Genomic DNA, 22434 nt, shown 5'->3' on the forward strand with positions numbered 1-22434 from the left:
GACCGGTTCGCCGGTCCACCCGCTTCCCTCGATCAACCGAACTCGATCGCCTCGAACCGGATCGGTTCGCCGATCGCAGCCTCGGCCAGCGTATTCTCCCACATCACCCGGTGACCGCGCACGATCGTGCCGACCGGCTTCCCCGTCACGGTCATTCCGGTAAACGGCGACCAGCCGCAGCGCGACGCGAGCCACTCCTGCTCGATCGTCCAGCGCGCCTTCAGATCGACCACGGTGAAATCGGCGTCGTAGCCGACCGCGATCCGCCCCTTACCGACAAGTCCGAACACCCGCTGCGGCCCTGCGCTGGTCAGATCGATCACGCGCTGCAACGTCGTGCGCCCCTCCGCGACATGGTTCAGCATCAGCGGCAGCAGCGTCTGCACCCCCGGCATTCCGCTTGGGCTGTCGGGATAGGGCTTGCCCTTTTCCTCGAGCGTATGCGGCGCATGGTCCGACCCGAGGATGTCGACGACACCTTGCTGCAACCAGTGCCACAAGCCGTCGCGGTGCGCGCCCGAGCGGATCGGCGGGTTCATCTGCGCGAGCGTGCCCAGCCGCGGATACGCCTCTTCCCCAGCCAGCGTGAGATGCTGCGGCGTGACTTCGCAACTCGCGATGTCCTTGTTCTGCCCGAGCAATTCGAGCTCGGCCGGGGTCGTCACGTGCAACACGTGGATCCGCCGCCGCGCGGCGCGCGCGAGCCCCAGAATCCGGCGGGTCGCCAGCAGCGCGCTCTCATCGTCGCGCCACACCGGATGCGACGACGCGTCCCCGGGAATTCGCTCCCCCGCGCGCGCGTTCATTCGTGCCTCGTCCTCGGCGTGGATCGCGACGCGGCGGTGCCCCGATGCCAGCACCTCGGCGAGCCGCGCGTCCTCTGACACGAGGAGGTCGCCGGTCGAGGCACCCATGAAGATCTTAACCCCCGCGGTCCCCGGCAAGCGCTCCAGCTCGGCCAGATCGGCGGCATTATGGTTGGTTGCGCCGACGTAGAACGCATGGTCGCACCACATCCGGTGATGCGCGCGCGCGAGCTTGTCGCCGATCGCTTCCGCCGAATCGGTGTTCGGCTTGGTGTTGGGCATCTCGAACACCGCGGTCACCCCGCCAAGCACCGCCGCGCGCGCCCCGCTCTCGAGGTCTTCCTTGTGGACGAGCCCGGGTTCGCGGAAATGGACCTGCGTGTCGATCACGCCCGGCATCACGTCGAGCCCGGTACAGTCGATCGTCTCGCCCGCCTCGCTTGGCGCAAAGCTGCCGAGTGCGACGATCCGTCCGCCGGTTACCGCCACGTCGGTGCGCGCCGGGCCACTCGGCAAATGCACCGTGCCATTCTTCAGGATCAGATCGTACGCTGCCATCACTGCCTCTTATGCAAAGCCTCACGGCGTCCTATCTCGTCGGGATGACCGAAACCACCCTTCCCGCGTCCACCGGCACGATGCTCGCGGATCGCGCGCTGCTCCGCGTTGCCGGCGACGATCCCCGCGGCTTCCTCCAGGGGCTGATCACGCAGGATGTCGCGACGCTCGACGCCGCCGCACCACGCTGGGCGGGATTGCTCACGCCGCAGGGCAAGGCGCTGTTCGATTTCCTGCTGTGGGCGGACGATACCGCGATCCTGGTCGATTGCGAGGCAAGCGCGGCAGAGGCGCTCGCCAAGCGCCTGTCGATGTACCGGCTGCGACGCGCGATCACGATCGAACCGGTCGCGGGCGTGGTCCATTGGTCGCGCGAGTCGGGCCAGGGTGTCGCGGACCCTCGACTTGCGGATCTCGGACACCGCTGGCTCGGCGAACCCGCCGAACCGACGGACGGCTGGCACGCGCACCGCCTGTCGCTCGGCGTCACCGAGGGCCAGCGAGAGCTCGGCACCGACCAGACCCTGTGGCTCGAGGCGAACGCGCGCGAGCTCAACGGCGTCAGCTTTACCAAGGGCTGCTACACCGGCCAGGAAAACACCGCGCGGATGCACCACCGCGCCAAGGTCAACCGGCGGCTCGTCGTCGCGCCGCTGGCCGAACCCGGCGAGCGCACCCGCGCGACCTATCCGGACCTCGGTCTGATGGTCGAGCTCAGGCGCGTCGAGGCGCTGGGCGATGCGCACGTCCCGGCATGGCTCGCGACCGCGCTCGCCACGCCCGAACCCGTCTGACCCGTCAGCGACCGATCGAGCTGTAGGCGAACCCCGCCTTTTCGACGTCGACAGCGGGATAGACGTTGCGCAGGTCGACCATCACCTTGTCCGCCATGATCGTCCCCAACCGCTTGATGTCGAGCGCGCGGTAGGTATCCCATTCGGTCACGATCACGACGACATCCGCCCCCGTCGCCGCCTCATAGGCATCACGGCAATAAGTGATCGCGGGCATCATCGCCTTTGCGCTGTCCATCCCCTCGGGGTCGTGCGCACGGACCGTCGCGCCCGCGTCGAGCAGGCTCTGCACGATCGCAAGGCTCGGCGCGTCGCGCATGTCGTCGGTGTTGGGCTTGAACGTTAGCCCGAGGATCGCGACGGTCTTGCCCTTGGCGTCGCCGCCGAGCGCCTTGATGACCTTGCGCCCCATCGCGCGCTTCCGGTTGTCGTTCACCTGCACGACCGCCTCAACGATCCGGACGGGCGTCTCGTAATCCTCGGCGGTCTTGAGCAGCGCGAGCGTGTCCTTGGGGAAGCACGAACCACCATAGCCCGGCCCTGCATGCAGAAACTTCGACCCGATCCGGTTGTCGAGCCCGATCCCGCGCGACACGTCCTGGACGTTCGCCCCGACCGCTTCGCACAGATCGGCGATTTCGTTGATGAACGTGATCTTGGTCGCGAGAAACGCATTCGCGGCATATTTGATCAGCTCGGACGTCCGCCGCCCGGTGAACAGGATCGGGCTCTCGTTGAGGTAGAGCGGGCGATACACTTCGCGCATCACGCCCTTGGCGCGCTCGTCCTCGGTGCCGATCACGATCCGGTCGGGGCGCTTGAAGTCGCCGATCGCGGCGCCCTCGCGCAGGAATTCGGGGTTGGAGACGACCGCGATCGGGAAGTCGCCCGCCAGCTCGTGCAGGATCTCCTCGACCTTGTCGCCGGTGCCTACGGGAACGGTCGACTTGGTCACGACGACGACCGGACCGTCGATCGCCTCGGCGATCTCGCGCGTCGCGGCGAAGACATAGGTCAGGTCGGCATGGCCGTCGCCCCGCCGCGATGGGGTGCCGACCGCGATGAAGACCGCGTCCGCGCCGCGAACCGCGGCCTGCAGGTCGGTCGTGAAGCGGAGCCGGCCCGCCGCAACGTTGGTCGCGACCAGCGTATCGAGCCCGGGCTCGAAGATCGGCATCCGCCCCGCCTCGAGCGCGGCGATCTTGGTTTCGTCCTTGTCGACGCAAATCACTTCATGGCCGAAATCCGAGAAGCATGCCCCGGATACCAGGCCGACATAGCCCGACCCGATCATCGTAATCCGCATCACAAATCCCCTGAACCCATCGCGCCGGCATGGCGGCATCCGTGATGCCACCTATCCGCGGGCATCGCGCAAACCATCGTTTAGCCGATGCAAGCATAATTGCCAGCCACCGGGCGATGAAGCGACGTGGTTGGACCGCTCATCTTCAGCAGACAAAGAAAAAGGGAGACCGGCCGTGGCCGATCTCCCCAATTTCCGTGCCCAAAGGCCTCGAGCTTAGTTGCCCGAACCCGGACCGTACGTGACTTCCACGCGACGGTTCTGGACTTCGCGAACGCCATCGGCGGTCTCGACGCGCGGACGGCTCTCGCCGAACGCTTCCGAGGTGATCACGCCAGCCGGGATCGAATGCGCGGTCAGGTAAGCCTGGACCGAGTCATCGCGACGCTGCGACAGACCAACGTTGTACGATGCCGCGCCCGAACGGTCGGTGTGACCTGCGAGCATGACACGTGCGTTACCGCAGTTCTGGTACTGGGCGATCGCGTTGTCGAGAATGCCGGCTGCCTCGGGCGTAACGTCCGACTTGTCCCATTCGAAGAACACGATGAACGGACCAGGCGAGCAAACCGGTGCCGGCGGGGGCGGCGGAGCTGCGGGTTCCGGCGGCGGCGGCGGAGCAGCAGGCTCCGGCGGCGGCGGGGGAGCTGCAGGCTCACCGAAGTTGTACGTCAGACCTGCGAGCAGGCTGTGCGTACGGAACTTGCTCTCGAACTGACGACCCGAGATGTCGACCAGCTTGACCTTGTCGGCGGTGAAGAAGCGATACTTCAGCGACGCGTCGATATGGCTGGTGATCGGCGCACGAACGCCGGCCAGACCCTGGTAAGCGAAGACCGTGTCGCTGTCGTTGAGGAACTGCGAGTTGTTCGCAATCTCGTAGCGACCCTTCACGCGTGCTGCGCCGACACCGCCGCCGACGAAGCCCTGGATGCCGTCATCGTCACCGAAGTCGAGCAGGCCGTTGACCATGAAGCTGAGCGCCGAGGTACGGCCGGTTGCGCCGTTGTAGTTGCCCGGAGCAAAGCTGCCGTTGGCAACGCCCGACGGGGTGCGGACCGACGTACGGTACGCATCGACTGCTGCCGACTTGTAGCCGACTTCTGCTTCGACACGGAACATGCCGAGGTCGTAGCCGATCGTGCCATCGACGTCATAGCCGTAATGGTGATCAACCGTGCCGGCGTTGTTCGCGCCAGCGATATCAAACTTAACGTCTTCCACGATCATGCCGCCACCCTCGACGCCGACGTACCACGAATTATCGCGGGCGAGGGCAGGTGTGGCGAGAGCAGTGGTCGCAAGCGCCATGGCAACGGCTAGCTTCCGCATAAAAAAACCCCTTCTTCTGGTTGTCACTCGGACAGCGCAAACTCCCTACCCAACAGAAGGTTTCCGCGCAAGCGAACAAATCGCCGGATCTGTTGCCGATATGCCACAGAAAGGGCCTCATCGTATCACGTTTCAATCAGGCCATGCTGTTGCAAAGTCGTGATTATATTGGCGATAGCGCGGCGCGCCAGAATGTCGATCACAGTGCCGCCGAACACCGGTGCGATCGCCGGCTGACGCGCCGCGACGACCCGTATCCCGTTGATAAGCACCTGCTGCGCACGGACTGAGCCGACTTCCCAATGCCCCTGAAGATAGCGCGCAACCGTCGTATCGGCGCGGGACCACACAGCCATTCCCTCGATCGCCGCCAGAAACCGCCAGCCGCTGGTTGTCCATGCCGCAAGTGCGTTGTCGCGACCGGTCCACGCGCCCGTCGCGGCAGTCCCGACAACCCAGCACTGCCCGGGCGTGGCAGCAGCGGGGGGTGCCGTCAGCCCTATCGTCTCGACGATTGGTTGCACTGCAACATCAAGCAGCGCCAAGGCCTCGTTGTGCGTCAGCTCTTTCTGCGCCTGGCCCGTTTGCAAAAACGGCAGCGCCAGGCGCGGGGTGGTATCGTCGCTCATCGTGATGCTCCTTCAGGCGGTCCAGGCAGGGACGTGGATCTCGGCGGCGCGCGACTCTCCGTTGGCACCCGTTTGCCGCACCGCAACATTCGATCCCCCCCGCCGGTCATCGGGGGCGAGCACGACGCCGGGTTCGAAAACCACGATGTCGCGTGGGGCATTGCCCCCCGCCCCGAGCGTGACGCGATACGCCTCGCGCTCCTCGGCGAGCGGCGCATCGACAGCGTCGACCCAGTGCCATCCCGTACGGCTGCGGCGCACCCAGGTCAGCGTCACCGACCCATCGCCGGTCTCGCGCGACCGCAGCAAGACCGGAGACGGCGGCACGACCGACGTCCCGCTGACCAGCACGGCCGCGGTCGCCGGTCCGGCGACGTCGCCCGGGCCCGTCGCAAGGATCTGGACGGTGGTGCCAAGCGCCGACGGCGGCAGGTCGATCGTGCTCGCGGTGTCGGGGGTCAGCAGCGCGAAGCGGTCCCCCGGTCGCTGCGTGCTGATCGCCGCTTCGGTTGCCCGCCGCCCCCGCCACAAACGCGAAAGCCGCCAGCGCGTCGCCCCGATCTGGTCCGCGCTGCCAAACTGCAGAAGCTCGTCGCCGACCAGCGCGAGGTTCACCCCGCCCCCCAGCGCGGCTGCATCCGCCCCCGACAGCACCATTTCGGCATGCGCAAGATCGACCTCGAACCCGTCGCCGCGATCGAGGAGCGCGGCGTTCGCCGCTGCGGGAAGCGTCACCACCCGACCGATCACGCCCGGCAGCGCGGTCGTCCCCGCAGCCTGCCAGCGCGCGCCGCCATCGGTGCTGTACAACAGCGCCGCACGCCGCCAGCCCGGCGCGGTCCCCGCCGCGACGACCGTCAGGCGTGGCGCGGCCAGGAGCGTATCGTCGAACGGCAGCGCTTCGAACACGCTCAGCAGCGTGGTCCCCACCGCCATGTCGGGGGCCGGAAGCACGCGTCCGGGGCTCGCGGTCGCCGCGGCGGTGCGCGCGGCAAGCCGCACGCATTCCAGCGTCACCACCTCGCGCTCGAACGCCCAGCGCGTGACTCGCCATACGCCGGCCACGTCCTGGATCGTCACGCGCGTCCCCGGCAGGATGCCCAGCGCGGCGCGCCCGAACGTCACGGTCCGTCGCTCCCGGCCCGCCTCCGCCTGCGCCAACACCTGTTCCGCGACCGTTTTCGCAGGTCCGGCGGCAATCGTCGCGGCGAGTTCGAGCTGGTCGTCGCGCGTGCCCGGCCCGGGCCGGCGTGCACGCTGCATGCCGATCTGGAAATCGCGCGCCGGATCGTAATGCGACACGCTGACCTGCCGCGCGACCGTTTCGAGCGCAGCGATGCTCCGTCCGCTCGTCCCCTGCGTGGCCCCGGGGGCGACGGTGTCGCCCTGCGCGACGACCCGCTCGGGAACGCTCCCGCCGCGCAGGATCAAGCCGTCGTCCGACAGTCCAGGTGCCGGCGCGAACCACCCCCCGCTTGCCTGCGCCAGCGGCTCGATCACGCTGCGGACGCTGTCACCGTACGCCGCAAAACCGGTCAGCAGGAGCGTATCGCCTTCGGGCATGACCACGCCGTCCGAGAGTTCCGTCGCGATTCTCCCGACCGTTACCGGTGCCGCATCCGCGATCACCTCGAAGGTCAGCTGGGGAATGCGGTTGCCGTAATCCGCGAGCTGGAAATGTTCGAACACCACATAGGCAAGGCCACGATGCGCCGGAGTCAGCGCGACGCCCTCAGCCGCCGCGAGCAACGGATCCACCGGCTGGTCCTCGCTTCCGTCATGCAGGCGGAAGCCGGTCGCACTCTTGAACACGCCGTCCGCACCGCGCAGCAGCTTGCCGTCCGCCCAGATCCGCCCCACCCCGCCGATTCGCCGCGCCGACAGCGCCACCGCGAACGATACCGAATAGCTGTAGGTGGTCGTGCTTGGCTGCCCCTTGCCGCCGCCGCTCTTGCCGGTGCTCTCGATCAGCTCGGTCGACCAGATCACGCAGCCGCCGATCCGCATCGTCCCGAACACGCGCTGCAGGGGCGTGCCATAGCTCGACGTCTGCACCTGCAACGCGGACAGCCGCGGTCCGCTGCGCCCCTTCGCCGGGAACAACACGGTGTGGTCGATCGCATTGCCGATCACCGCGCCGATCGCGCCGCCGACCGGGCCGCCGATCGCCGTCCCGACCGCCGAGAGTATGAGCGTCGCCATCGATCATTCCTCCTGAACACCAGGCAGATGCCAGCATCCCAGCATCGGCCACGGCACCGCCCCCGGCCATTCGACCACGCGCCGCAGCATCGCATCGGCATGGACGATCCCGCCCGGCACGATCACCGCGAGATGAACCTGCCCGACCCCGCTATCGAACAGCGCGATTCCACCCGGCTGCGCCCCCGCGCCACGGACGAACCCCGCCGCCGCGAACTGCGCGTCGATCCGCGCGACATCGCCCCCGCGCAGCGCGTAATCGCCGGGAACCGCGCCCGAATAGCCCGCCCCGCGCGCCGCCACCGCCGCCAGCCCGACACAATCCAGCCCATAGGCCGGGTCGCGCCCATGCAACCGGAACCGCGCACCGATCGCCCCGCGCGCCGCCGCGACCACGGCACGGTCCTCGCGCGTCATGCGCCGGGGTAGCGCGTGAGCAGGTCGATCCCCGGCAGATACGGTTCCCCGCGGAAGTTCACGGCATTGCCAAACCGAGCCGCGCAAGTGGCGAGACTCTTGTCGCATCCCTCGATCAGCTCGACCAGATCGCCGAGCTGCACCGGCAAGGCCGGCTCGCGTCGCAACGTCACCCGCGCGCCGTCCGACGCCGCGATCGCCCCCTGCAACCCGCTGTTCGCGCCGCCGATCCAGCGTAGCAGGCCACCGCCATACGCATTGCCGGTCGGCTCGAGCGCATCCACCGTAATATCCTGCCCCTCCGCCGCCGCCACCCGCGCCATCCGCCGCCGCCCCGCCAGCGCGACGCGACACCGCGCGTCGCCGAGGTCCGCGCGACATTCCGCCGACGTCAGCTCGACCACCGGCCGATCGAGCCCGGCGCTCGCCCCGCGCAATTCGGCGGTGAAGCCGTCTTGGCGCGTCTCGACCGCACCGATCGTCCCCGCGCCCAATGGCACCAGGGTCGGATCCGCCCCGCTCCAGTCCGCCGCGAACAGCACGACCCGCGCGCCGTCCCAGCGCCCCGCCTCCAGGTCCGCCGCGGTGATCGCGCTGCTCGTCAGCGCACCCGCGATGTCCATCGTATCGACGTCGAGCCCGTCGCTCCGCCGGATCGCCGACGGCCGCATGCCCGGCGCGGCGCGGTGGACGAGGCCGTCGATCAGCAGATCGCGATCATGGTCGGTCAACCCGATCGCGATCCCGTCGCATCGCTCGATCCTCCAGCAGAGCGCCATCGTCGTCAGCGTGCCCTCGAGGAAACTCACGCCGCGTCCTCGCGCACTTCGATCAGCGGCACGCTCGCCGCCGTGCCCGCGAGGAAGGTCGCGCGCGACACGCTCAACCGGTCCTCGGCGAAGCGCACCGGCACGTCGAACTGGAACCCCGCGCTCACCACCACGCCCGCCGCCGGCGCGGTGTCGAGCGTCACCCATCCCCCCGCCTGGACCGAGAACGCCGCCGTCTCGGCCGTGCCGACCGCGACCCGGACGCTGCCAGCCACCGGCCGCGTGATCCGCCGCAGCGCATCGCCATAGCGCTTGGTCAGCGCGAACCGCACCGTTACTCCGTCCCCTATTCCGATCTGCTGGTCGAGCGGGGTCGGCGTGGCCGCACCCGACGTCGCATCGAACGGATCGCGCATCCGGAACCCGCGCGCCGGGCCCATCCGCGCGCGGAAAAACCCGAGCAGCACCGCGATATCCGCTTCGGAGCGCACGCCGGGCCCGACATCGTAGCGAGTCCGCGCCTCCGCCCAACTCGCGTTGCGCGATTCAAACCCGCCCCCGCTCGTCACGATCGCGGTCGAGAATTCGGGGCTGACCTCCGCCTCCTGCCCGAGCGCGAGCGGGAACAGCACGTCGTCGAACGCGTCCATATCGTCTTCCCCCTGGTCGACCCCCTGGTCGAACTGCACGAACCCGTCGCGCAACACCTGCGGCAGCGCCCAGACGAAGGTCCGCGCAGTCCCCCGCGCGCGTGCCGCCGCCGCTGCCGCGGCGATCTCGCGCCAGTCCGCCGCCTGGTCCGGGCGCAGCACGAAGCCCGCGAAATAGTGCGTTTCGCCCGTCGCATAGCCGAGCCGTGCCTGCATCGCGGCCACCCCGCGTGTGGTCGCCGCGACGTTGCCCGCGACGACGAAATCATAATCCTCGAGCTGGAGCACATCGAACGCGGGCCGCGCCCAGCCGGGCGGCACGTTCGCGCGCTTCGCCTCGGGCATCGCGCTCGCGAGCACGGTCGGCAGATATACCAGCAGATGCGTCTGCACCGCGGGCGCGACGCCCCGCACCGCCGCGACCAGCGCCGCGGTCGACGCCGCCAGCAATACCCCCGCGGCATCGAGCAACGCGCGCTCCGCCGGCAACGTCACATTCGCCAGGGTCGCGATCTGCACCGGGGCACCACCGAGCGCGGCCTTCGCCGCCGCATCGTACAGGCACGGGCGACCATCCGGCATGACCCACCACCACGGCTCGCCGACCTGAAACCTGGGGGCCAGCCCGGCGTCCAGCGCGATCTGGACGAACGCCCCCGCCACCGCGCGGAGATACGCCATCGCGCCGGCATGCGCGGGCGACAACAGGGTCGATGGCGGCGACCATCCGGTCAGCGCGGGCGACCCGTCCCACGCGCGCTGCTTCCAATCGCCCCAGCAATAAGCGTCGAACAGTTCGTAACTGAGCGACCAGATCACGTCATAACCGAGCGCCCTGGCCCTGGCCGCGAAATCCCGGTGCCACGCCGCCGCCGCGACGTTGAGCACCCCGCCCGACAGGCTGGCATAATAGCCGCCGCCATTCGCCTCGAGCCGCATGTAATGGCTCATCCCGACATAATGGACGATGCTCCCGCGATACCCGAGCAGCAGCGCGTTGCGGAGCAGTCGCGCGGGCGTGAGATTATAGCTGTCGTCATACCCGCTCGCGATCCCGAGGCCATGCTCGGGGACGATCGCATCGCCGATCGCGAGCACCGCGCCCGACCCGTCGCAGCGGACGTCGCTCAACGCGACCCACGCCTCGACCGGGGCCGCCAGGGCACCGCCGCCTGCGACATAGCCCGGCGGGACGAGCGAGACGAACATCCGGTCGACATCCCCCGCCCACACCGGGTCCGCCTCCCCCGGCAGCACGAACCCGCCATCGAGCGCCGCGAAGTCGAGCGTGACGGTCGCATCGTCCGGCGACCCTTCCGCATAATTCCACAGCCGCACATACCACGCCCGCGCCACGCCGCTCGCGTCGCGCCCCTCGATCGTCAGTACCGGGCCGTTGATCGCGTCGAGCGCGATGACGCCGGCCGACTGCCACCGAAACGACAGCTGGCACCCGCGAAAATCGCGCGCGGTCGCGTAGCGCAGCAGCGGATGGTCGTGCGTATCCTCCGCCTCCCAGATCAGCCCCGCCAGATCGCCGCGCGTATGGAACACCGCATCGACGCGCAGCGCATCGGGCGCGGTGGTCGTCACCGCCGCCATCATCGGGCGCGGGAAATTGACGGTCCAGAAGCGCGGATCGAACCGCGCGATCACCCCGCTATCCTGCACCGTTCGCTCGGTCGCGAGCCAATAGGCCATTGTGGTCCTCCCTGGGCCTCTCCGTGCGCTTCGAGCGAGGAGGCCGGTCATCCGCAAATTCGCTTGAGCGCCGTCACCCTGAACGCGTTTCAGGGTCCACCGCGCCGCAAATCCGGTCCGAGCCCGCCGCGCGCTGGATGCTGAAACAAGTTCAGCATGACGGGTCCGGGAGGGCGAGCGGCGGCCCTTCCCACAATCAGCGTCACCCTGAACGCGTTTCAGGGTCCACCGCGCCGCAAATCCGGTCCGAGCCCGTTACGCGGTGGATGCTGAAACAAGTTCAGCATGACGGCAGGAGGGGGTGGGCGGTGCTCCTAAACACCCCCCTCACTCCGCGCTCAACGCCGCCTTCACCGCCCGCGCCACCTGTCGGCTCGACGCAGCCAGCGTTTGCGGCGCATCGCTTCCGCCCTGCACGGTGATCGACACGCGAACATCGCGCGCCCCGCCCCCGCCGCCCGCCGCGACGATGCTCCCGCTCGCGGTCGGCACGAACAGTTCCGGCCCACGCTCGCCGACCCAATAGGGCCGCGTCGGCGAGACCGGCCCACCCGTGGCACGCCCGGGCGCCCCGCCGAACAGACTGCCGAGTGCAGACAACAGCCCGACCGGATCGGTGCCACCTCCCCCACTGCAGCCGCAGCCCCCCGAATTGGTTCGCGGCAGCAGCGACGTTCCGGCGCTTCCCCCGCCGAACACCGCGTTCAACCCGCTCCGCAGCGCCGCCGCGGCGATGTCGTCGAGCACCGACAGCGCGACCTTGCGCAGATCCTCGAACCCGAGCGACCCCGACCGCACCGCCTTGACCAGCGCGGTCTCGATCCCGCGACCGGCGCGCTCCGCCCCGCTCACCAGCGACCCGTCGAGCGACGCACGCATCGCCTCCACGTCGCGCGAAAACCCCGCGGTATCCGCGCGCACGCCCACCACCAGCCGTTCGATTTCATCCGCCATCGGGAAACGCCTCCTGCATCCGCGCGATCGTCGCCGCATCGGGCGGCGCAATCACTCCATCCTCGCCCGTCAGCACCGCCACCACCGCCCCCAGTTCGGCGGGAGTCGCGTGCCAGAACACCTCCGGACCCCACCCCAGCACCGCCCCCGCCAGCCCGGCGAGCCGCACGCTCGCCTCGGCAAACCGCTCCATCACCGCCCCGCCAGGATCTGCCCGAGCAGCACCCGCAACACCGGAGTCGCCGCCGAAAGCCCCGCGCGCACGACGCTGTCCCCCAGCCGCTCGCGCGTGATCGCCTCGGGCGGATCGACGCGGCAATGCCAGAACAGCGCGACCATCTCGCTGAGCGCGAGCGACCCCGCCGCGGCGCGTTCCACCAGCGCGAACAGAGGCCCGAGTTCGCGCTCCGCCGCGCACAAAGCGGTGAAGCTCGGGCGCAACACCAGCCGCTCGCCCGCGACGCGGAGTTCCGCCTCGCCGCGCTCCGGGTTGGCGCTCACGCCGCGACCACTGCGCCCGAACTTTCCAGGCTGATCGTGTAGCTCCGCTCCCCGTTGTAATCCCCGGCATAATCGAGCCGCGCGACGAGGAACTTGCCGCTCAGCGTATCCCCGCCCTCGAAGCTCAGCCGATAATCGTCGAGCACCCCCGACAGCGCGCTCGCCTTGATCCGCAGTTCCGCCGCCGACCCGACGAACACCCCCGCCGCCGAAACGGAGACGCTGCGTACGCCTGCCCCCGACAACAGGTCGCGCCACCCGCCCGAATCCTTCGACGTCACCGCGACCAAAGCGCCGTTGACGCTGAGCTGCGTCGTGCGCAGCCCCGCGACCGTCTGATAGACGAGCGGCGACGCCCCATTCCCCACCTTCAGCAAGAAGGCACTGCCCCGTTCCACGCTCATAAAGCCTCCATCATGCGAATCCGGTAATCCATGCTCGCGCTCCACTGACCGGGGCTGGTGCCCCAGATCCGGCTGCGCACGAGCAGCAGGCTTGCGACCCGTCAGCCGGTCAGGTCGCGCGGCAAAGCCTCGATCGCCGCGCCGACGCTTGCCGCGAGCGCCGCCAGTCGTACCGCCGTCTCGCCGGCGTCGCGCAGCGTCACCAGCACGCGCAGCTCGCGCCCGGCACGATCCTTCGCGCCCCAGTCGACCGCGATCAGTTCGCCCAGCTCGGCAAAGGGCGGCGTTGCGCGCACCGGGGGACCGACATAGACGCCGTTCAGCCCGGCTACCGCGCGCAGGTTCGCCAGCACCGCCGCCTGCAGCACGCTCTCCGCGCTCATCGCAGCAAGCTCCCGATCCAGCGCAGCCGTGGGTCATCGGGCGCGATCCGCCCGGTCAGCACGACGTCCTCGCCGGCCACATCCACCGCCACCTCGGGCAGCGTCTCACGCAAGGTGGCGGCGACCCGCCCCCGCGCGCGCGCCGCCGCCGCCTCGCCGATCAGGCGCGCGCGTTCCTCCAGCGCGTCCATCATGGATGCTCTCCCGCCAGCAGCGCGATCCGCCGGAACGGTCGCCACAGCGCCGTCACCGCGAGCGGCGGCGGCGTGTCCTGTGCGCGCGCGTCGAACAGATGCGCGGCGAGCAGCACGACGCCCTGGCGGATCGGCCCCGGCACCGCCGTCCAGTCGCTCGCCATCCCGCTGTCGAACACGACGACGCGGATGCCGCTCCCGCCATCGCTCACGCGGACCCAGCCTTCGCCGTGCGCATCGATGTCGATCGCATAGGCCGTCGTCGCCAGCGCAACCCCCGCGGTCGTCTCGACCCGCGTGATCGCGCGGACCGGTGCCGCACCGATCCGCTGCCACCCGCCCGTCACCGCGACGCTCTCGCGCATCGTCCGGATGAGCGTCACCCGCCCCAGGAACCGCTCGGCCAGCCCCAGTGCCGTCTCGACGAACGCGGCGATCAAATCGTCCTCGTCCGCGCTCGCCACGCGCAGCACCGCCTTGACCGCCGCCACCGCCAGCGCACGATCCGCCGTGCCGAGCGTCACCACGCCCGGTCCATTACCCTCGATCATGTCGATCCCTCCGCCAGACAATCGCGGCGGCCGGTGCGCGATCCATTCCAACCCTGCCCCGGCCGCCGCCCCCGACTGCTGCTGGCGTTCAGGACACCGCGAACTTCATCAGCTTGATCGCCTCGCTGTTCGACACGCAGCCGCCGATCCGCTTGGTTGCGTAGAAATTGACGAACGGCTTGTTGGTGTAGGGATCGCGCAGGATCACGGTCTCGCGCCGTTCCGCGATCAGATAGCCCGCCTTGAAGTTGCCGAACGCGATCGACAGGCTGTTCGCGGCGATATCGGGCATGTCCTCGCTTTCGATCACCGGATAGCCGAGCAGCGTCCCCGGCGTCGCACCGCTCAGGCTCGGGCTCCACAGGAACTGCCCGTCGCTGGTCTTGAACTTGCGGATCCGCGCGAGCGTCGTCGCGTTCATCAGGAACACCGCGCCCTGCCGATACGGCCCGCGCAAGGCCTGCACCAGATCGATCAGCCGGTCCTGCGGCGTCGTCGGGAAATCGCCCGCCACCCCGCTCGCCAGATATTGCAGCGTCCCGAACGCGCGCGTCGCGTCGGTGGTCGCGGCGGTCGTCGCCTGGAGGAACCCCTTGGGGCGGCTGACCCCGGTGCCGTTGATGAACGCGCTCCCCTCGGCCTTGGCGAATTCGAGCGCGATCTCGTTCGCGAGCCACGCCTCGACGTCGAACGCGGCATCGTCGAGCATCGCCTGGCTCGCGCTCGGGTTGGCGTAGAGTTCGCCCATCGGCGGCGCGATCTCGGTGAACACCGGGGTCGCGGTGGTGGGTCGCGTATCGGTCTCCGCCGCCCAGCCCGAGGGCGTGCCCCCGGTCGTCACCAGCTTGCGATAGCCCGCAGTGCCGACCTGCACGACGTTGGCGACCGCGCGCATCGGCGAGATCGCCTTCAGCGTCGCGTCGATCACGCTGTCGATCTCCTTGGGGATCGCATAGCCGCCCGCATCACCGGTCACCCCGGTGAACGCCTTCATCTCCACGCTCGCCCCACTGCGCAGGAACCCCTCGAACCCGCCGCCCGCCGAAGCACCACCCCCGCCCGCAAGCACCGGCCGGACCACCGGCCCGCCGAGCGGCTGCGTCTCGAAACTCGCTTCCAGTGCATCCATCGTCTGATCGCTCATGTCATTCTCCCACGCCAAGACACCCGGACGACACCGCCGCCGGGCAAAGAAACCTGTGATTTTTTTGGAAAGTCCCGTGTTCCTGCGAAGGCAGGAACCCAGGGCACGCGCGATAACGCCTGAAGGCGTGCGCGACTCCCGGCCTCCCGCCTTCGCGCGCGTTCTGCAAAACCGTCCGTCATCCTGAACTTGTTTCAGGATCCAGCCCTCAGCGAGTCCGGACCGTTGTTGTCGCCCGGTGGATGCTGAAACGAGTTCAGCATGACGGCAGCTTGCAGTTCTCGCGCTTCCGGGACCCTCGCCTTCGCGAAAGTTCTGCAAAACCCGCCGTCATCCTGAACTTGTTTCAGGATCCAGCCCTCAGCGAGTCCGGACCGTCCTTGTCGCCCGGTGGATGCTGAAACGAGTTCAGCATGACGGCAGCCTTTGGGGCGAGCGGTGACGGCCCGCTGCTGAAACCTCAGCCCGAAATCGCGTGAACCCGCGCCAACGGCTGCATCGGCTGCGCCACCAGGCTCACCTCGACCAGATCGAGCGACGTCAGCTCCCGCACCGCCGCACTAGTGCGAGACCCGGCCCGCACGCGATACCCGATCGACAGCCCCGAAACGCCCCCGCCGCGCACCATCCCGGCCAGCGCCGCATCGTCGATCCGCCCGATCACCCGCAGCCCGCGCGCATCGGGCACGACTCGCTCGACTACCCCGACCGGTGCCCCCCGGTGATGCCACAACAACGGCACGGAACCGGAAACATCGAACGCCCCCGCCCGGATCACGTCGCCCCCGCGATCCACCCGGTCGAACACCGCGGCATAGCCCGCGAACCGCAGGCTCATTTGACCCAGTCCCAGAACCCCGTCTTCACCGCGATCCCCGTCAGCACCAAGGCCCCCAGGATCCGCACGACCCACCCGAGCGCGGCCTTCCACACGCGCTTCTTCGCGTCGCGCCAGGCACCGAGCAGTTCGCGCAGCTCCGCCATGTCCTTGGGCGCCGCGCCGTCGTCGAGCCCCAGCCGCGCCAAAGCGCGCGTCGCCGCGACCTCGCCCGCTTCCTCCGCGATCGCGCGCAGCGTCGCCAGATCCGCGCCCTCGCTCGATCCTTGCGCCATCAACTGCGCCAGCAAAGCACCACTCATTACGCATCTCCCACACCAACCGGCGCGATGCCGAGCATCGCGCGCTTTTCCGCCGCACTCAGGAAGTCCGCCGCCCCGACCTGCGCCCACACCCGCTCGCGATCCTCCGCCAGCGCGGTGATGCGATCGAGATCGACGCTGAGGGTCGCACCCTCGAACCACCCGCCAAGCGCCTGCGTCAGCGACGCCAGAATCGACCCCGCCAGCGGCAGGATCGCGAGCCGCCACAAGGCGCGGTTCGCTTCGCGGTAATTGGCGTAGGTCGCGTCGCCGGGGAGCCCGAGCAGCATCGGCGGCACCCCGAATGCGGTCGCGATCTCGCGCGCCGCGGTCGCCTTCATCTGCGTGAAATCCATGTCGGCGGGCGTCAGGCTGAGCGGCTGCCACTTCAACCCGCCCTCGAGCAACATCGGTCGCCCGGCATTGCGCGCGCCGGCAAAGCCTGCGTCCATCTCGCCGCGCAACCGCTCGAACTGTTCGCGCGACAGGCTCGACCCGTCGCCCGGATCGTACACCAGCGCCCCCGAGGGCCGCGCGGCATTGTCGAGCAGCGCGGTGTTCCACGCCGACGCCGCATTGTGCAGCGCCATCGCCCCTGCGGCAGTCGCCAGGCTGCCCAGCCCGTAATGATCGTCGAGCGGATGGAACGCCTTGATATGCACGACCTGCGGCCGCCCCGCCGGGTCCTCCGCAACCAGCCGCACCGACCGCTCGCCCACGCCGTAGCGATAGGCGATCGGCCACCCCGCCGCATCGGGCTCGACCGTCACCCGTTCCGGCCGCAGCGCGAACAGCTCGACCACGTCGCCGCGCGCATCGGTCAGCAATTGCACATACGCATTGCCGTGGAGCAGCAGATGCGCCGCGACGCTCGCGCACAACGCCTGTCCGCCCGAGCGCGCCTGCACCAGCGCGACGATCTCGGGCGGCCCCAGCAACGGCGCATCGCCGATCCCGTCCGCGATCAACCGCACCGCCCGCTGCGCGATCGCATTGCCCAGATACAGCGCGCGCACCTGCGCCTCGTATGAGCGCGGAACCTCCCCCACGCCGAACCCGCTCGCAAAGCGCGAACGCGCACGATCGAGCGCCGGCCGCGACTCTTCGCGACCGGCGGCTTTCCAGCCGAACCATTTAATGATGTTCTCCTGTGAGGAGGCGGGCGTTTGCCCGCGCGTATCCGCTCGAAGGGAAGCGTTAGCGTCCCCGCCATCCCGTCATTTCCGCGAAGGCGGGATGACCCCCGCCCCACTCGTCATTCCCGCGAACGCGGGAATCCATTAGCGCAGCGCGAGAGCATCAAACGTCCCGCCGTATGGATCTCCGCCTCCGCTGGGATGACGACGGGAGGGGTACCCCCCTCACCCCCGTGTCGCGAACCAGATCACGTGCCGCGGTCCCTTGCCGTTCTGGCGCGCCTTAACCGCGACCTCGTCGACCAGGAACCCCGCCGCCTTCAGCCGCGTGACGAAGCGCGCGTCGGGCGCCGCCGACCAGATCGCCAGCACGCCCCCCGGCCGCAACGCCATCCGCGCCGCCGAAAGCCCGCGCGGCGCATAGAGGCGGTTGTTCTCCGCGCGCACCAGCCCGTCCGGCCCATTGTCGACATCGAGCAGGATCGCATCATAGCCGCCCTCGGGCGCCAGGATCGCCTCGGCGACATCGCCCTCGAAAACGCGCACGCGGGGATCATCGAGACACCCGTCCGCCACCGCCGCCATCGGTCCGCGCGCCCAGGCGAGGATCTGCGGCACCAGTTCCGCCACCACCACGTCCGCGCGCGACCCGACGACACCCAGCACCGCACGGAGCGTAAACCCCATGCCATAGCCGCCGATCAGCACACGCGGCGCCGCGACGCCCGAAACACGCGCGCACGCGAGCGTGCCCAGCGCCTCTTCGGAGCCGTTCATCCGCGTGCTCATCAATTCATTGCGATCGACCACGATCATGAAATCGGCACCGCGCCGGTACAGCGTCATTGCGTCCCCGCCGGGGATCTGCGCCGTGTCGATCAATTCGCGCGGTACCATCGGACGCTCCAACCCTGCCGTCATCCGCAGACCGGGACGGCGGCGGAGGGTTGCGTCCCTACCGACCGGCGCGACGAAAAGCCACGCCGGTCGGCGGTGAGGATCAGCGTGCGGCGAGCACCGGCGCACCCGCCAGCATGTGCCGCGCGACCTGGTGCGACCAGATCGAATCGCCGGTCCGCGTCTCGAGCATCACGTTGTCGAGCGTCAGCGCACGGCGATACGCCGTCGCGGCATCCCCGGTCCGTCCGGCACGGACATAGGCGTTCGCCAGTTCGATCTGCGCGCCACCGTCGCGCGGATCGACCTGCGCGCTTGCCTCGGTCGCGTGCACCGCATCGGCCGATTGCGGCGCGGCAATCGCTACGCTCGAAAAGCTCGCCACTGCAACCAATCCCAAAGCCAAGGTCCTGATCATCGCTCCGTCTCCATTTTCTTCTGTTGCAGTTTGATGACACATATACGGCACTTTTGTGAAATGGTTTTTGCACGCCAGACCTAGACAATTAGACGTGCTCGAAACGAAGGAGCGAATTGACGAGACCAAGCGTTGTGGCAGTATCGGTTCAGTCGAGGCCAAGACTCGGATATTAAAGGAGAATGTCATGCTTGCTATGCTGCTCGCCGCCGCCGCTGCCGCGACCACGCCGACAGTCCTGCCAAGTCGCGGAATCGACGCGCCCTACCCCAATGTCGCCGAAGGCATCGTCTACGTCCCGACTCCGACGAGCATCTCGGCGGACATCACGCATCACAACCGCATGGTCGCGCTCCGCACCGAAGCGCTCGACCTGCAGGCGCGCGACGGCGGCATGCTGACCGCCGAACACAAGGCGTTGCTCCAGCACAAGCTCGATCGGATCCAGTTCCGCTTCGCCGAGATGCGCCGCCGCGCGGACATCTTCTCGGTCGATGCCACCGGGCAGGCGATGTACACCGCCTATACGCGCCCGAAGGTCGTCTATCCGCCCAACACCGGCCGAACCGGCGTTGCGAATTAGGTCGCATTCTCAGCGAGCGGACTGACCGCTAACGCTCAACTTGAGACATTCACGCCCTTTTGCATGATTGGCCTGTATGGCGGTACGAGGCTTGGACGCAGCGATTTCAGTTAACAAGCAGGGTAAAGAGGATGGCAGGTTTCGACTGGCACGGTGACGTTATCCAAGCGACCACCCCGGTGGATAAAAACTACCGTAACACCCAGAATGCCCGACGGTTTTTCGCAACTGTCTGCGGAGCCTCTTTCACCTTCGACCGCGACTTCATGGCCTATCTCAAGGACGGACAAACGAAGACGATGGGTGACGCGGCAAGGGAACGGATGAGCCGTCGAAACCCATCGCGATAAGCGACCGCTTCCAATCAATTTTCGCCGTTCCGCCTGATGCGTCGGGGCCGACATTTGAGGGGTCACGGCCACCCCCTTTCCGTCACCCCCGCGAAGGCGGGGGTCCATACTGGCTGACGGCGCAGGACTGGACGGACTGCGCTAATGGATTCCCGCGTCCGCGGGAATGACGAACGGTTTGAGGAAAACTCCGCTCTCCCACCGTGATCCCCGCAACGACCGCTCTCCACCAACTTTCGCCGTCAAGCCTGACGTCGCAGCCGATTTTTAAAGCGTCACCGCCGCCCCCTTCCCTCATCCCCGCGACGGCGGGGATCCATACTGACTGACCGCGCGGGACTGGACGAACGGTACTAATGGTTTCCCGCCCACGCGGGAATGACGGACCGGTGGCAGGACATTCCGCTCCCCGCCGTCACCCCCGCGACGGTCCGCTGCCCACCGCTCCCCGCCGCTCAGCCGTCGCGCGCAAAACAATAGGTCATAGGCTCGTGACCCAACTCACGTCGCTCTGACCCGTGCCGTCCGACGTTTCGCAATCATCAGCTCCCCCAGCGCCCACACCAGCGCATCCGCGCGATCGGGCGAGCGCCCCGGCCCCTGATAGCCGCCCCCGACGACCAGCCCGCACAGCTCGGTCTCGAGGTCGGCAAGCACCCCGACATGCGAGACCCGCCCGCGCTCGTACAGGATCGACACCGGCTCGGCGCGCGCAACTTTCCCGTCGGCGGCGTGGACCAGCCGCAGCGGCAACCCCGCATCCGCCGCGAGCAACACGCTCTCGACCATCTTGCCGCCCTGGTTCTTTTCCGCGATCACCCGGTCCGCGCGATGCCGTGCTGCGCACGCCGCCACCGCCTGCGCCCAGCCTTCCGGCGACAGTCCCGATACGCTCGCATCCTCCAGCACATACCCCCGCCCGTCGCGCCCCAGCGCGACCGCGACGATCCCGCACGCATCGCCCTGCCCCGAGTCGGTCCCGGCGGGCGGATCGACCGCGACGATCGTCCGCACCAGCGCAGGCGCCGCCACCACCCGGCACGCGTCGAACTGCGCGCGCCGCCAGAGCGCCCCCTCGGCTTCCGCGATCAGCTCGCCCGCGATCTCCTGCCGCGCGAGCCGAGTCCCGCCATACGCCTCCTCCAGCGCCGCGAGGAACGTGTCGGGCAAATGCGGATTGTCCTGCGTCCGCCCGACCGTCTCGACCAGCCCCTTGAGCGCCATCACCCGCCGCATCAGCGGGATCGGCCTGGGCGTCGTCGTCACCAGCACGCGCGGGGTGTCGCCCAGCCGCATCCCCAGCATCAGATTGTCCCACGCCGCGTCGCCGTAGCGCCACTTGGCGAGCTCGTCGCACCACGCCGCATGATGTTCCGGCCCGCGCAGCGTCTCGGGGCTCGCCGCCGAGAAGATCGCCGCGCGCGCGCCCGAGGCGAACACGATCTCGCCCGCGTCGCGCCGGTAATCGACCGGCTCGTCGAACCGCGCGACCGATACCAGTCCGCTTTCCCCCTCGATCATCACGCGCCGCACGTCCTCGATCGTCGCGCCGACCAGCGCGATCCGCGCCCCCGGCATCGACCGCGCGATCTCGCTGACCCATTCCGCGCCCGCGCGCGTCTTGCCGAACCCGCGCCCCGCCCGGATCAGCCACACGCGCCAGTCGCCGGGCGGCATCCGCTGTCCGGAATGCGCCCATGTCTGCCAGTCGTCGTTGAGCGTCCGGCGCTGCGGTTTGGTGAGGCCCCGCAACAGTTCGGCACGCTCCTCGACCGACAGCGCCAGAATCCGGTCGAGATATCCGACCGGCAGTTCCAGCGAGCCGGGCATCGGCTTTCCCGAACGGCGCTGGCGACGCGGACGTCCACTCACGCGCCACCCCGGCGTTTCTCGATCGCGCTCAGCTTCTTGAGGATCGCGGCGGCGGTGTCCGCCAGCTCGGCGCGTTCCAGGGGACGGCCGATCTTGCTCGACGGCTTTCCGACCGAACCGCGATGCGCGGTCAGCAGCCGCAGGGCGGTTTCGACATCGAGTTTCGGTGCGTCATGGGCGGTTTCGATCGCATCGGTCCGCGATCCGCCGGACAGGACGTGCCCCAGCAACATCGTCTCGAGCAGTTGATAGCCGCTCTCCAGCGCCCCTTGCCATTCGCGGGCGAATTCGGGGTCGCGGCGTCGCAACCCGTACAGCGACAGGGGACCGACCCCGATCGCAGCAGCCGACGCGGTGACATTGCAGCTCGCGGCGAGATGATCGAGAAACTCGGCCTTCATCTGCAAATTCCACCGCACGCGCTTGCCGCGCACGATCGTGGTGGCGCTGGTTGCCGTCAGCGCCGTTGCTGCGCCTGCGGCGCGCGGTCGGTAGTCCATACCAGCCCTCCTGTTCGGTGCGCGCCAACGCAAACGGGCCGGAAAGCGTCTCCGCCCCGGCCCGTCCCCATCGCCGCCGTTTCAACCCGCGGCGGCGGTGCGCAATTCTTCATCGTTCCTGATATGTACCTGATGAGCGTGACGATGTCAAGCGTTTTGTACCAGGTGGGTTCGTCGCCGCGTTTCGCCGATCCCTCGGTGGCGTAAAATCTCCTCCCTCTGGAGGGAGCGTTCCTGCGGTC

Annotated in this window: 26 protein-coding genes; 3 read left to right on the plus strand and 23 right to left on the minus strand. The window is 68.8% G+C overall.

Going from position 1 to position 22434, the window contains the following annotated elements; all coding sequences use genetic code 11:
• Window positions 1-32: 32 nt before the first annotated feature.
• A complete protein-coding gene (locus tag RH91_RS03860; RefSeq protein WP_010161235.1) occupies window positions 33-1364 on the minus strand; it encodes a dihydroorotase in 1332 nt (443 codons plus the stop codon).
• An 11-nt stretch (window positions 1365-1375) separates the two neighbouring features.
• On the opposite strand from RH91_RS03860, the gene ygfZ reads away from it, so the two are divergent.
• A complete protein-coding gene (ygfZ, locus tag RH91_RS03865) occupies window positions 1376-2158 on the plus strand; it encodes a CAF17-like 4Fe-4S cluster assembly/insertion protein YgfZ (protein ID WP_010161236.1) in 783 nt (260 codons plus the stop codon).
• Between the two features lie 4 nt (window positions 2159-2162).
• On the opposite strand, the gene RH91_RS03870 is transcribed toward ygfZ, so the two are convergent.
• The 20 genes from RH91_RS03870 to RH91_RS03965 form a co-directional block, all read right to left on the minus strand.
• Window positions 2163-3464, minus strand: coding sequence for a UDP-glucose dehydrogenase family protein (locus RH91_RS03870; protein WP_010161237.1), 1302 nt, complete (start codon window positions 3462-3464; stop codon window positions 2163-2165).
• A 216-nt stretch (window positions 3465-3680) separates the two neighbouring features.
• Window positions 3681-4796 carry an OmpA family protein gene (locus RH91_RS03875; RefSeq protein WP_029623587.1) on the minus strand — a complete coding sequence of 372 codons (1116 nt, stop codon included), beginning with the start codon at window positions 4794-4796 and terminating at the stop codon, window positions 3681-3683.
• Between the two features lie 125 nt (window positions 4797-4921).
• Entirely contained in the window at window positions 4922-5425 is a 504-nt protein-coding gene (locus tag RH91_RS03880; protein WP_010161239.1) for a DUF2793 domain-containing protein, read from the minus strand.
• 12 nt (window positions 5426-5437) lie between these two features.
• Window positions 5438-7627: a phage tail protein gene (locus RH91_RS03885; RefSeq protein WP_010161240.1), complete on the minus strand. Its 2190-nt coding sequence runs from the start codon at window positions 7625-7627 to the stop codon at window positions 5438-5440.
• Window positions 7628-7630: 3 nt separating this feature from the next.
• The gene (locus tag RH91_RS03890; protein ID WP_010161241.1) at window positions 7631-8044 is read right to left on the minus strand and encodes a hypothetical protein; all 414 of its coding nucleotides are present in this window, start codon (window positions 8042-8044) and stop codon (window positions 7631-7633) included.
• The gene (locus RH91_RS03895) at window positions 8041-8853 is read right to left on the minus strand and encodes a DUF2163 domain-containing protein (protein WP_010161242.1); all 813 of its coding nucleotides are present in this window, start codon (window positions 8851-8853) and stop codon (window positions 8041-8043) included. The genes RH91_RS03890 and RH91_RS03895 overlap by 4 nt, the downstream gene beginning before the upstream one ends.
• Window positions 8850-11165, minus strand: coding sequence for a DUF2460 domain-containing protein (locus RH91_RS03900; protein WP_010161243.1), 2316 nt, complete (start codon window positions 11163-11165; stop codon window positions 8850-8852). Before RH91_RS03900 ends, RH91_RS03895 begins: the two co-directional genes overlap by 4 nt.
• Before the next feature lie 327 nt (window positions 11166-11492).
• On the minus strand, window positions 11493-12119 hold the full coding sequence (locus RH91_RS03905) for a hypothetical protein (protein ID WP_010161244.1): 627 nt from the start codon (window positions 12117-12119) through the stop codon (window positions 11493-11495).
• Window positions 12109-12312, minus strand: a complete 204-nt coding sequence (locus RH91_RS03910) for a phage tail assembly chaperone (RefSeq protein WP_010161245.1) — start codon at window positions 12310-12312, stop codon at window positions 12109-12111. The genes RH91_RS03905 and RH91_RS03910 overlap by 11 nt, the downstream gene beginning before the upstream one ends.
• Complete coding sequence (locus RH91_RS03915; protein ID WP_010161246.1) at window positions 12312-12620, minus strand: gene transfer agent family protein; 309 nt, start codon at window positions 12618-12620, stop codon at window positions 12312-12314. The genes RH91_RS03910 and RH91_RS03915 overlap by 1 nt, the downstream gene beginning before the upstream one ends.
• Complete coding sequence (locus RH91_RS03920; protein ID WP_010161247.1) at window positions 12617-13024, minus strand: phage tail tube protein; 408 nt, start codon at window positions 13022-13024, stop codon at window positions 12617-12619. The genes RH91_RS03915 and RH91_RS03920 overlap by 4 nt, the downstream gene beginning before the upstream one ends.
• 101 nt (window positions 13025-13125) lie before the next feature.
• Window positions 13126-13407: a DUF3168 domain-containing protein gene (locus RH91_RS03925; RefSeq protein WP_010161248.1), complete on the minus strand. Its 282-nt coding sequence runs from the start codon at window positions 13405-13407 to the stop codon at window positions 13126-13128.
• Window positions 13404-13601 (minus strand): hypothetical protein, encoded by a 198-nt coding sequence (locus RH91_RS03930; RefSeq protein WP_029623588.1) that lies wholly within the window; start codon window positions 13599-13601, stop codon window positions 13404-13406. The genes RH91_RS03925 and RH91_RS03930 overlap by 4 nt, the downstream gene beginning before the upstream one ends.
• Window positions 13598-14152: a head-tail connector protein gene (locus RH91_RS03935; protein ID WP_051116668.1), complete on the minus strand. Its 555-nt coding sequence runs from the start codon at window positions 14150-14152 to the stop codon at window positions 13598-13600. The genes RH91_RS03930 and RH91_RS03935 overlap by 4 nt, the downstream gene beginning before the upstream one ends.
• 88 nt (window positions 14153-14240) lie before the next feature.
• Complete coding sequence (locus RH91_RS03940) at window positions 14241-15296, minus strand: phage major capsid protein (protein WP_010161252.1); 1056 nt, start codon at window positions 15294-15296, stop codon at window positions 14241-14243.
• 460 nt (window positions 15297-15756) lie between these two features.
• A complete protein-coding gene (locus tag RH91_RS03945) occupies window positions 15757-16134 on the minus strand; it encodes an HK97 family phage prohead protease (RefSeq protein ID WP_010161253.1) in 378 nt (125 codons plus the stop codon).
• Complete coding sequence (locus RH91_RS03950; RefSeq protein ID WP_029623590.1) at window positions 16131-16436, minus strand: DUF6127 family protein; 306 nt, start codon at window positions 16434-16436, stop codon at window positions 16131-16133. Before RH91_RS03950 ends, RH91_RS03945 begins: the two co-directional genes overlap by 4 nt.
• Window positions 16436-17575, minus strand: a complete 1140-nt coding sequence (locus RH91_RS03955; protein ID WP_029623591.1) for a phage portal protein — start codon at window positions 17573-17575, stop codon at window positions 16436-16438. The genes RH91_RS03950 and RH91_RS03955 overlap by 1 nt, the downstream gene beginning before the upstream one ends.
• Before the next feature lie 222 nt (window positions 17576-17797).
• Window positions 17798-18469, minus strand: a complete 672-nt coding sequence (locus tag RH91_RS03960) for a spermidine synthase (RefSeq protein ID WP_010161256.1) — start codon at window positions 18467-18469, stop codon at window positions 17798-17800.
• Window positions 18470-18572: 103 nt separating this feature from the next.
• Window positions 18573-18887, minus strand: a complete 315-nt coding sequence (locus RH91_RS03965; protein ID WP_232283404.1) for a hypothetical protein — start codon at window positions 18885-18887, stop codon at window positions 18573-18575.
• Between the two features lie 187 nt (window positions 18888-19074).
• Here RH91_RS03965 and RH91_RS03970 point away from each other — a divergent pair, with 187 nt between their 5' ends.
• Together RH91_RS03970 and RH91_RS21430 are read left to right on the plus strand one after the other, a co-directional pair.
• A complete protein-coding gene (locus RH91_RS03970) occupies window positions 19075-19470 on the plus strand; it encodes a hypothetical protein (RefSeq protein WP_037478512.1) in 396 nt (131 codons plus the stop codon).
• 131 nt (window positions 19471-19601) lie between these two features.
• On the plus strand, window positions 19602-19820 hold the full coding sequence (locus tag RH91_RS21430) for a DUF6434 domain-containing protein (RefSeq protein ID WP_081469501.1): 219 nt from the start codon (window positions 19602-19604) through the stop codon (window positions 19818-19820).
• A 501-nt stretch (window positions 19821-20321) separates the two neighbouring features.
• Here RH91_RS21430 and RH91_RS03975 read toward each other — a convergent pair.
• Together RH91_RS03975 and RH91_RS03980 are read right to left on the minus strand one after the other, a co-directional pair.
• Entirely contained in the window at window positions 20322-21650 is a 1329-nt protein-coding gene (locus RH91_RS03975; protein ID WP_010161259.1) for a DNA-packaging protein, read from the minus strand.
• Between the two features lie 38 nt (window positions 21651-21688).
• Window positions 21689-22192 (minus strand): hypothetical protein, encoded by a 504-nt coding sequence (locus RH91_RS03980; protein WP_010161260.1) that lies wholly within the window; start codon window positions 22190-22192, stop codon window positions 21689-21691.
• Window positions 22193-22434: the final 242 nt, after the last annotated feature.

Origin of the sequence: Sphingomonas sp. PAMC 26617 (assembly GCF_000242835.1) — a bacterium.
Lineage (GTDB): Bacteria > Pseudomonadota > Alphaproteobacteria > Sphingomonadales > Sphingomonadaceae > Sphingomonas.